The sequence below is a fragment of the Streptomyces longispororuber genome (assembly GCF_024448165.1).
Taxonomy (GTDB): Bacteria; Actinomycetota; Actinomycetes; order Streptomycetales; family Streptomycetaceae; genus Streptomyces; species Streptomyces longispororuber_A.
In genome coordinates, this window is the sequence record NZ_JAMOLN010000034.1 from 51,730 (window position 1) to 61,604 (window position 9,875).

The 9,875-nt window shown below is 71.3% G+C and carries 8 protein-coding genes; 3 read left to right on the forward strand and 5 right to left on the reverse strand.

All coding sequences use genetic code 11. The features are described from left to right. Window positions 1–214: 214 nt before the first annotated feature. On the forward strand, window positions 215–1,492 hold the full coding sequence (locus tag M4J07_RS48245; protein WP_255971133.1) for a cytochrome P450 family protein: 1,278 nt from the start codon (window positions 215–217) through the stop codon (window positions 1,490–1,492). Window positions 1,493–1,574: 82 nt separating this feature from the next. Here the strand turns inward: M4J07_RS48245 and M4J07_RS12770 are convergent, their stop codons facing one another. The 4 genes from M4J07_RS12770 to M4J07_RS12785 all read right to left on the reverse strand — a co-directional run bounded on the left by M4J07_RS12770 (window position 1,575) and on the right by M4J07_RS12785 (window position 5,491). Beyond that, entirely contained in the window at window positions 1,575–2,174 is a 600-nt protein-coding gene (locus M4J07_RS12770) for a DUF308 domain-containing protein (RefSeq protein ID WP_255971134.1), read from the reverse strand. 43 nt (window positions 2,175–2,217) lie between these two features. Further along, window positions 2,218–3,858, reverse strand: coding sequence for a tannase/feruloyl esterase family alpha/beta hydrolase (locus M4J07_RS12775; protein WP_255971136.1), 1,641 nt, complete (start codon window positions 3,856–3,858; stop codon window positions 2,218–2,220). A 261-nt stretch (window positions 3,859–4,119) separates the two neighbouring features. Then, window positions 4,120–4,818, reverse strand: coding sequence for a cytochrome b/b6 domain-containing protein (locus M4J07_RS12780; RefSeq protein WP_255971138.1), 699 nt, complete (start codon window positions 4,816–4,818; stop codon window positions 4,120–4,122). Further along, window positions 4,766–5,491: a molybdopterin-dependent oxidoreductase gene (locus M4J07_RS12785; protein WP_255971140.1), complete on the reverse strand. Its 726-nt coding sequence runs from the start codon at window positions 5,489–5,491 to the stop codon at window positions 4,766–4,768. The genes M4J07_RS12780 and M4J07_RS12785 overlap by 53 nt, the downstream gene beginning before the upstream one ends. A gap of 459 nt (window positions 5,492–5,950) precedes the next feature. Here M4J07_RS12785 and abc-f point away from each other — a divergent pair, with 459 nt between their 5' ends. After that, entirely contained in the window at window positions 5,951–7,585 is a 1,635-nt protein-coding gene (abc-f, locus tag M4J07_RS12790) for a ribosomal protection-like ABC-F family protein (protein WP_255971142.1), read from the forward strand. Window positions 7,586–7,833: 248 nt separating this feature from the next. Continuing rightward, on the forward strand, window positions 7,834–8,400 hold the full coding sequence (locus tag M4J07_RS12795) for a hypothetical protein (protein ID WP_255971144.1): 567 nt from the start codon (window positions 7,834–7,836) through the stop codon (window positions 8,398–8,400). Between the two features lie 59 nt (window positions 8,401–8,459). On the opposite strand, the gene M4J07_RS12800 is transcribed toward M4J07_RS12795, so the two are convergent. Beyond that, on the reverse strand, window positions 8,460–9,875 hold a 1,416-nt coding region (locus M4J07_RS12800), incomplete at its 5' end, for a dihydrolipoyl dehydrogenase family protein (protein ID WP_255971146.1).

Consider the following 9,875-nt stretch of genomic DNA (forward strand, 5'->3'; position numbering starts at 1 on the left):
GAGGGCCGGGGGCCCGCAGCCGTGCCCCCTTCGCCGCCGGTGACGCGGGACGGACCGTGGATGTCACGAAGCGGCCGGTGCCCGCCCCCGGGTGCACGTGCATCGCGCGTGCCCCTGCGGCACGTCCGTGCGCGGGTGGGGCGGATGAACCTTCGGCGGATCCGGCACGTTGTCAGGACGACCGCCGAGTCTGACGAGAGGTTTGGGACATTTCGTGAGCCCCCACCAGGACGCACCGGACCAGGACGCACCGGACCAGGACGCACCGGATCAGGACTCCCCGTACCGGGACGGCCGGGTGGTCATCGATTCCGCCTTCAAGGCCGACGCCCCGGCTCGCTACGCCCGGTTGCGCGGGCTCGGCCCCATCCATCCGGCCGAGTTCCACCTCGGCCTGCGGGGCTGGGTGGTGGTCGGTCACGACCTGGCCCGGGAGGCGCTGGCCCATCCCGCGCTGCTCAAGGACGCCACGCCCGCCGCCGATGCCCTGGCCGCAGCGGGCTACGTACTGAACCGGCCCTCGGTCGGACTCGGCGCCCAGATGATGGAGGCCGACCCGCCCGAGCACACCCGGCTGCGCCGGCTGGCCTCCGCGGCCTTCACCCCGCGCCGCACCGCCGAACTGGCCCCGCGCATCGAGCAGATCGCCCACGGTCTGATCGACGCGCTGCCGCCCGCGGGCGAGACCGACCTCGTGGAGGCGTTCAACGCCCCGCTGCCGGCCACGGTCATCGCCGACCTCCTCGGCATTCCCGAGGAGCACCACCTGGACTTCCGCCGCTGGTCGTCCCAGGCGCTCCAGGTGGCCTCGCCGGAACACCGCACGGCGCTGGCCGGGCTGCACGCGCTGCTGGCCGGCCTGGTCGCGGACAAGCGCCGCGTCCCGCAGGACGACCTGCTGTCGGCGCTGGTCGCCGTGCGCGACGAGGAGGACGGCCGGCTCACCGAGGAGGAACTCGTGGGCACGGCGCTGATGTTGGTCGTCGCCGGCCACGAGAGCAGCGTGAACCTGCTGGGCAACGCCGTGCTGTCCCTGCTCCAACACCCCGATCAGCTACGGCTGTTGCGCGAGCGGCCCGAACTGATGCCGGGCGCGGTGGAGGAGTTCCTGCGGCACGACACCTCCGTCGAACGCTCCACCAACCGCTACGCGGCCGAGGACATCGAACTGGGCGGGGTGGCGATCCCCCGCGGCGGCATGGTCGTCGTCGCGCTCGGTGCGGCCGGCCGCGACGCCCCACAGGCCGACGGCGGCGACCCGGCCGTGCTCGACGTGGCCAGGCCGGGCGCCCGTCATCTGGCCTTCGGGCACGGCATCCATCACTGCCTGGGCGCCCCGCTCGCCCGCCTGGAGGCCACCGTCGCCCTGCGCACCCTGCTCGCCCGGGTCCCCGAACTCGAACTCGCCGTCCCCGCAAGCTCGTTGGAGTGGATCGGGTCCGGCATCATCCGCGGGGTGCTGTCCCTGCCCGTGCGCTACCGCGTCGGCTGACCTGCGCCCACGAACGACGAGAACGCTCCGGCCCGCGCCTCGAAGGCGCGGGCGGGAGCGTTCGTCTGCGCGGGTACGCCCGTCAGACGGTCCGCGTCCGCAGCTGGCGCGACTTCCAGCCCAGCAGCAGGGCCTGGAGGATGAACCACACGCCGCCGCCGGTGGCGTACACCGACAGGACGTCGAGCGAGGGGTGGTCGCCCGCGGCCTGGATGTTGTAGGTGATGCCGACGAGGAAGGACAGGCCGCCCGAGATCAGGGTCGGCCACTGCTTGCCGTACTCGGGGCCGCGCCGCCGCCATCCGACGATCACCTGGGCGGCACCGGAGACCACGGCCCAGACGCCGAACACGTGGAGCACCGGTGCCACGCCGCCGGCGCCCGCGATGCCGAGCGCGACGGCGGCCAGCGTGCTGAGCGCCCCGTTGAACGCGGTGACGCGGCGCTCGGCGCCGTCGGGGGTGGCACGGTGGTCGAGCAGCGAGGACACCGCGTCGATCAGCGGGTAGACGACCAGCAGCGTGACGGCCGGCGCGTCGACGTCCTCGTGGAGCGCGGCGAACGCCAGGGCCCACGCCACGGCGAGGACGCCGCGGCTCAGGTACAGCTTCACCAGGGAGGAACGTTCGCCCGCGGCAGCCTGGTTGGTCGTCGGGGTCGATGTCGCCGTCTGGGTGCTCATGTCGGTTCGGCCTTTCTCAGGTCAGGGGTTGTCGTCGGCCCGGTCAGTGCCGGGTGGGGGCGACGCAGCGGAAGCTGGTGGCGAGGGACGGGTCGCCCTGGCCCTTGTAGCGGGACACCGCGGGGTAGGCGCACAGGTCACGGTCGACCTTCTCGCCGGCGGTGTTGACCAGCGTGGCGGGCAGGGTCTTGGGCGCCTTGCCGTGCTCGACCCAGGCGGTCAGCGCGGCGAGGCCGTCGGTGGAGCCGTCCTGCCCGTTGAGGCCGCAGTGGCTGGTGTTCGGGGCGAGGAAGAGCCGGTAGAAGTCGTCCACCCGGTTCGCACCGCCGAGTTCACGCTCGACCTGCTGGTGGTAGCGCACGGTGCCCTGGGCGGGGATGTACTCGTCGGTGTCGCCCTGCCAGGTCAGCAGCTTGCCGCCGGAGGCGCGGAAGTCCGACAGGTCCGGGTCGTCGGTGCCGATGACCTTGTCGTACTCGGCCTGGGACTGCCGGAACAGCTTGGTGAACTCGCTGTAGGTGATCTTCGTGAGGTCGAAGTTCGGGTCCTTCTTCAAGAAGAGCTGGACCCAGAGGGCGGGGACCTGGAAGGGCTGGCCCTTGACGACGCCGTCGGCGGGGTCCGGCGCGGAGTGCGCGAGGCCCTTCAGGTCGGCGCCGACCGGGACGCCGGCCCACAGCTTCTGGCCCGAGGTGGTGCGGGGGCCGTCCCAGATCTTGCGGACCACGGCCGCGTCGGCCGCCGTGATGGTGCGTTCCTCGCCGTCGCAGTCGACCTTGGTGCCGATCAGCCGGCGCGGGTCGAAGTCACAGCGCGAGGAGTCGTTGACCAGACCGTCGCGCACCCCGTCGAGCTTGTCGCAGGCCTTGACGGCGGCGTCGGTGAACGCGTTCAGCTCGCAGTCGGTCGGATAGGTCTTCTCGTTGTTCATGACCACCTGCGGCCACAGGGTGGCGACCTCGAACTCGTCCCAGTTGACGGCGGGCGCGTCCGCGAGGATGCCGTCGTAGTCGTCGGGGTAGGCCTGGGCCTCCATGTAGCCCTGGCGGCCGCCGGTGGAGCAGCCGGTGAAGTACGAGTAGGCGGCGCGCTTGCCGTAGACGCCGTTCACGACCGCCTTGCCGACGGCCGCCGCCTCGTGCTGGGAGCGGGAGGCGAAGTTCTTCAGTGCCGGACTGTTGACCTGGTTCTTGCTGTTGAGGACCCAGCTGGTGTCCAGGACGTCGCCGACGCCGGCGTCCGTGGTGGTCACCGCGTAGCCGTTCTTGACCGCGGTACCCAGGCCGACACCGTTGTCGCCGGCGCTGTAGGCGCTGCCGCCGATCGCCTGGAAACGGCCGTTCCACTTCTCCAGGGGCAGCCACGTCTGGACCTTGGCGTGGTCGTTCTCTCCCGGATGGGTGAGCGTGACCGTCACCTGGCAGAAGGCCGGGACGCCCGAGACCTCGCCGCCGAGGAGTCCGGTGCCGTGGACGGTGCCGCCGGCCTGGCGGACCGCGGTCACCGACTCCACGGCGGTGCCCGCCGGGGCCTTCACGGACGGCGCCGCGCAGGCGGCGGCCGTGGCGGCGGCGGCCGTGGCGGTGGCGGTGTTCCCGGCCTCGTCCGCCGATGCGGTCGGCAGGTACACCGCCGCCGCGACCAGCGGCACACCTGCCGCGAGTGCCGTCAGAGCCTTCTTCATCAGTGTCCATCCAAGAGGTAGGTGTGCGCCTGTGGCGCTGATACATGTGCATGCCGGGCGGCATGCCGAGAACATACGAGGACCGTATCACCGTTTAAAGCGGTGACGATAGAGGGAGTGGGTTCCTGACTGGAAGTCTTGTGGGAACCCGGCGTCCGGACGGGCCCGGTGTCGCCGCCCGATACCCAGCCTGTCCGTGAACCCCCGGCGGAACAACAGTCAGTTGACGGCCCCCGCACGGGACTTGGGGAGACTCGGCACCTAGGTCATTCGACGGTCGTCCGTGACCGACGGCGTCTTCGCGCGCTCCTCGCCCAGCCACTTCGCGTGGTGCCGCTGCGCCCAGGACCTGCTCACATACCCGGTACGCATCCCGAGCAGGGCCTCCGGATCCTGGCGGGCCTTGCGCATGTGCCCGAGTACGACGGCAGTGATCGCCCAGGCCAGGAGATCGTGGACGAAGATCGCGCTGGTGCGGGAGATGAAGGGCAGCAGCCCCATGAACCACATCAGCAGGCCGGTGAACATCATCATGAGCACGGCGCCGGCGATCCAGCCCGCGTAGAGCTTCTGTCCCGCGTTGAACTTGCCGGCCGGTCGCGCCGCGTAGGAGGTCTGCCGTCTGCGGACGGCGCGCAGCCACTGCCGGTCGTACGCGGCGAAGCGGTTGATGCGGCGCAGGTCCTGGCGGAAGGCGCGGGAGCCGAGTCCCAGCAGGAAGGGCAGGGGCAGCAGGATGCCGGACCACTCGTGGAGCGTGACCATCAGGTGCCGCCTGCCGACGAGTTGGGCCAGCGGCCCGAGGTAGAGACAGGCGGCGGTGACCAGGCACACCACCATCAGGTAGCCGGTGGTCCGGTGGATCCAGCGCTCGGCGGTGCTGAACCGGCGGACCCTGTCGGCCGGTTCAGGCCGCATCGCCGTGCCGGTCGGCGCCGTCGAGCCAGCCGTCGACCGCATAACCGCGCTCCTCCCAGTAGCCGGGGACGACCTTGTCGGTGACCGAGATGCCGGACAGCCACTTGGCCGACTTGTAGAAGTACATGGGGGCCACGTAGAGGCGGACCGGGCCGCCGTGCGCGTGGGTGATGGGCTTGTCCTGCATGTTCAGCGCGATCAGGACGTCGTCGCGGCGGGCCTGTTCCAGGGTGAGGCTCTCGCTGTAGGCGCCGTCGAAGCAGGTGAAGCGGATCGCCGCGCCCGGCGAGCGCACCCCGGCGTCGTCGAGGACGTCCGCCAGTCGCACCCCGTCGAAGGGCGTCTTCTCCACGCGCCAGCCGTCGGTGCAGACGACGTCGTGCACGACCCGGGTCTGCGGCATCGCACGCAGCTGGTCGAGGGTGTAGCTCCTGGGCTTGTCCACGAGTCCGTCGATCCGCAGCCGGTAGTTCGTCTCGTCCTTGTGCGGTACCGAGCCGACGACGCTGTAGTACCGGAAGCCGCCCGGGTTGGGCAGCAGGCCGGTCGCGCCGGTGGGGTCGAGCTGGGAGGCGGCGCCGAGGAACCCTTCCCAGCCGCGCTGGAGATACGGCGCCGCCGCGAGTCCCGCGGCCCCGGCAGCGAGCACGCCCAGCATCGCGCGCCGCCCCACCGGTGCGCCCTGGGCGGCTTCCCGTTCCGGCTTCTCTGCCATGGTCAGTGCTCCTTCGGAGGGGTGACGGTCCGGTGCGTGCACGACGCTCTGCACGTTCACACACCGCACGCGTTTCATCGTCACCTGTTAAAGAGGTTATGATGGTGGCATGACGTTCGAGTGGCTGTCAACGGCACGACCGCGGGGCGTGGCGGGGCACACGTCAAACATATGCCGGAATGGTCATACGTGTGATGCTGAACCGTCCGACGTGTCCCGTGCCGGCGGATCGGGGCATGTCCCGCCCGGCTGTTACGCTGTGGGGGACATCGACCGTTCATCGAGGAGTCGCAGACGTGGTGGGTGAAGACGACATCTCCGGGTGAGACCCGGTTCCGGCGGCCATCGGCAGGCGCTCAGCAGCGCCGCTGGCATGGCTCGTCCTGTCGTACCCCTTTTCCCACGCCTTCCCAGGGCAGAGCTCTGCCTGCTGCCCGCACATCTGTCGAGGTCATCTCCATGTCCAACGCCTCCGTCGTCTGCTCGAACGTCTCCTTCGCCTGGCCCGACGACACCCCGGTCTTCCACGACCTGTCCTTCAACGTGGCTCCCGGCCGCACGGGTCTCGTCGCACCGAACGGCTCCGGCAAGAGCACGCTGCTCAAGCTGATCGCCGGCGAACTCAGGCCCACCACCGGCTCGGTGTCCGTCGGCGGCACCCTCGGCTACCTCCCGCAGAGCCTCCCGCTGACCGGAGACCTCACGGTCGCCGAGGTGCTCGGCGTCGACGCGGTGATCCGGGCCATCGACGCCGTGGAGTCCGGCGACGTCGCCGAGGAGCACTTCACCACCATCGGCGACGACTGGGACATCGAGGAGCGCACCCGCGCCCAGCTCGACCGCCTGGGTCTGGCCGACCTCACCCTGGACCGCAGCCTCGGCACGCTCAGCGGCGGCCAGGTCGTCTCCCTCGGCCTCGCCGCCCAGCTGCTCAGGCGCCCCGACGTCCTGCTGCTCGACGAGCCCACCAACAACCTCGACGTCGAGGCCCGGCACCGGCTCTACGACGTGCTCTCCGACTTCTCCGGCTGCCTGCTGCTGGTCAGCCACGACCGCGCGCTGCTCGACCGGATGGAGCGCATCGCCGAGCTCGGCAGTGACGAACTGCGCCTGTACGGCGGCAACTTCAGCGAGTACGAGGAGGCCGTGCGGGCCGAGCAGGAGGTCGCCGAGAAGAACGTCCGCAACGCGGAGCAGGAACTCAAGCGCGAGAAGCGGGAGTTGCAGCAGGCCCGGGAGCGCGCCGACCGTCGCGCGAGCAACGCCGCCAAGAACCTCAAGAACGCCGGTCTGCCCAAGATCTTCGCCGGCAACATGAAGCGGGGCGCGCAGGAGGCCGCGGGCAAGTCCGGCACGATGCACGCCTCCCGGGTCAGCGAGGCCAAGGCCCGGCTCGACGAGGCCGGACGTGCCCTGCGCGACGAGCAGCGGCTCACGCTCGAACTGCCCGACACCCAGGTGCCCGCCGGGCGCAACCTCTTCCTCGGCGAGGGCCTGCAGGTGCGCCTCGGCGACCGGGACGTGTTCGCCGCGGACGGTGTCGACCTGTCCGTTCGGGGCCCCGAGCGCATCGCGCTGATCGGGCCCAACGGCGCCGGAAAGACCACCCTGATGCGACTGATCACCGGTGAACTCGCCCCCGACGGCGGGGAGATCAAGCGGGGCGCCGGCCGGATCGCCTCTCTCTCGCAGCGCCTCGACCTGCTGGACCTCGACCGCACCGTCGCGGAGAACTTCGCCGCGTTCGCCCCCGAGCGGCCCGCCTCGGAGCGGATGAACCTGCTCGCCCGCTTCCTCTTCCGGGGAGCGCGGGCACACCTTCCGGTCCGGGTGCTCTCCGGAGGTGAACGGCTGCGGGCCACCCTGGCCTGCGTACTGTGCGCCGAACCGGCCCCGCACCTGCTGCTGCTCGACGAGCCCACCAACAACCTCGACCTGGTCAGCGCGGCCCAGCTGGAGAGCGCGCTCAATTCCTACCAGGGCGCCTTCATGGTGGTCAGCCACGACGAGCGGTTCCTCCGCGAGATCGGTGTGGACCGGTGGCTGCGCCTGGCCGACGGAATGCTCACGGAGGCGACCGCACCGGCCGTGTGATCCGCGGGCGCCGGCCTCCGGCCCGCGCTGCGGGGCAGCGACACATGCCGGACGAACTGCTGTACGTGTGTCGTGGGTTTCTCCCGGCGTCTCGCGGACATATTCCCCCTCGTACAAACGCACATCTGCGCCTATCGTGAAGAGCGAACATGCCGGACGGGCCGTCGGGCACCCGACACTTATCTGCACGGGGGCCTCGACGTGGGTACCATGCGCGAACACGATCCATATCGAGGGAGTGAACGGTTGTGACCAGCCAGTCAGCCGCCGCGCTCCGATCGCGGTACGTCGAGCAAGCCGCGTCGGACCTGGAGGAGAACCGCCGCCTGCAGCAGGAGCTGCTGGAGCGGCTCTCGATGCTGAAGCAGGAGGAGGCCCTCCTGGGAGACATCATCAGCCTCGCCGAGCGGTACGAGGGTTTCACCGACGCGTCCCGGCTGCCCGAGCAGTTGCAGGACGAGCGTGGCGCGGCGAAGCCGAAGCGCGCGGCGGCCGGGGCGGGTTCACGGCGTACGGCGCCGGCGAAGAGCTCGTCGGCGGGCTCCCGGGCGAAGGGGGGCGCGGAGGGGAAGCCGCGTCCGGTCCTGCTCGGCGACCTGCTCACGAAGCTGCTCGGCGCGTACGACGAGCCGCGCCTGGCGAAGGAACTGCGGGACGAGCTGCTGACGAAGTATCCGGACCGCAACCCCACGCCGCAGGTGGTGCGCAACACGCTGGAGTCGCTCGTCGCCAAGGGACGCATCCGGCGGCACAAGCAGCAGCGCTCCGTCATGTACACCCTGGTGAAGCAGGACGGGGCCGGCGGCTCCGACTGACACACCGACGACGTGCCGCGAAGCGGGTCCGGTTCACCACACGTGGGATCGTGCGGTGGTCACAGGTCCCGCCTCGTCTCCAGCAGGCGCAGCCACACCTCGCTCAGCGTGGGGAAGGCGGGCACGGCGTGCCACAGGCGATCGACGGGCACTTCGCCGGTGATCGCGACGGTGGCGGAGTACAGCAGCTCGGCGACTCCCGGGCCGGCGAAGGTGGCACCGACGACGACCTGCCGGTCCCGGTCGATCAGGATCCGGGCCCGGCCCCGGTAGTCGGGCCGGTACTGCAGGGCGCCCGCCAGTTGCCCGAGGTCGTGGTCGATCACTTCGACGTCGCGGCCCGCGCGTTCGGCGGCCTCGACGGTCAGCCCCACGGTGGCGACTTCGGGATCGGTGAACACGACCGCCGGCACGGCCTCGGTGTCGGCCGTCGCGCTGTGCGGGGCCCAACGGCCGGTGTGCGGCGGCGCTCCCGCGGCGCGGGCGGCGATCACGGCCCCGGCGATACGTGCCTGGTACTTGCCCTGATGTGTGAAGAGCGCCCGGTGGTTGACGTCCCCGACGGCGTACAGCCAGTCCCCCGGCACCGCTGGGGCGGTGAGGGTGTCGTCGGTGGTGATCCAGTCCCCCGGCGTCAGTCCGACGTGGTCGAGCCCGATGTCCTGCGAGCGCGGGGCCCGGCCCGTGGCGAAGAGGATCTCGTCGGCGCCGAGCTGCCCGCCGTCCGACAGCGTGGCCCGCACTTCGCCGCCCACACGGCGCACACCGTCGACCGAGGTGCCGAAGCGGACGTCCGCCCCCGCCTCCCGCAGGCGCTCGGTGACCAGCTCCCCCGCGAACGGCTCCATCCTGGGCAGCAACCGGTCCCCGCGGGCGAGCAGCGTGACCCGGCTGCCCAGCGCCTGCCAGGCGGTGGCCATCTCGACGCCGACCACGCCGGCACCGACGATCAGCAGACGCTCCGGCGCCCGCCGTGCGCTGGTCGCTTCCCGGCTGGTCCAGGGCAGCACCTCTTCGATGCCCGGCAACGGGGGGAGCACCGCCCGGCTGCCGGTGCACACGGCGACGGCGTGCCGGGCGCGCAACCGGATCGTGTCGCCCGTGGGTGTCTCCACCGTCACCTCGCGTTCCCCGGCCAGCCGTCCGTGGCCACGCAACAGCTCGATGCCGGCCGACGCGAGCCAGGCGACCTGGCCGTCGTCCTGCCAGTCGGCGGACATCCGGTCGCGGTGCGCCAGGACGGCCTCGACGTCGAGCGGCCCCTTCACGGCGGGGTCGAGGCCCGGGACGTGCGCGGCGTCGGCCCGGAGCAGGGCGGGTCGCAGGAGAGCCTTGCTGGGTTCGCAGGCCCAGTACGAGCATTCGCCGCCGACGAGTTCGCTCTCCACGACGACGGTGTGCAGGCCGGCTGCGGTGGTGCGGTCCGCGACGTTCTCGCCGACCGGGCCTGCGCCGATCACGATGACGTCATAGGT

What these genes read in the sequence shown, in the direction of transcription:
- M4J07_RS12770 (WP_255971134.1), bottom strand. Translation starts at nt 2,174, where the DNA reads ATGAGCACCCAGACGGCGACATCGACCCCGACGACCAACCAGGCTGCC.
- M4J07_RS12775 (WP_255971136.1), bottom strand. Translation starts at nt 3,858, where the DNA reads ATGAAGAAGGCTCTGACGGCACTCGCGGCAGGTGTGCCGCTGGTCGCG.
- M4J07_RS12780 (WP_255971138.1), bottom strand. Translation starts at nt 4,818, where the DNA reads ATGCGGTCGACGGCTGGCTCGACGGCGCCGACCGGCACGGCGATGCGG.
- M4J07_RS12785 (WP_255971140.1), bottom strand. Translation starts at nt 5,491, where the DNA reads ATGGCAGAGAAGCCGGAACGGGAAGCCGCCCAGGGCGCACCGGTGGGG.
- abc-f (WP_255971142.1), top strand. Translation starts at nt 5,951, where the DNA reads ATGTCCAACGCCTCCGTCGTCTGCTCGAACGTCTCCTTCGCCTGGCCC.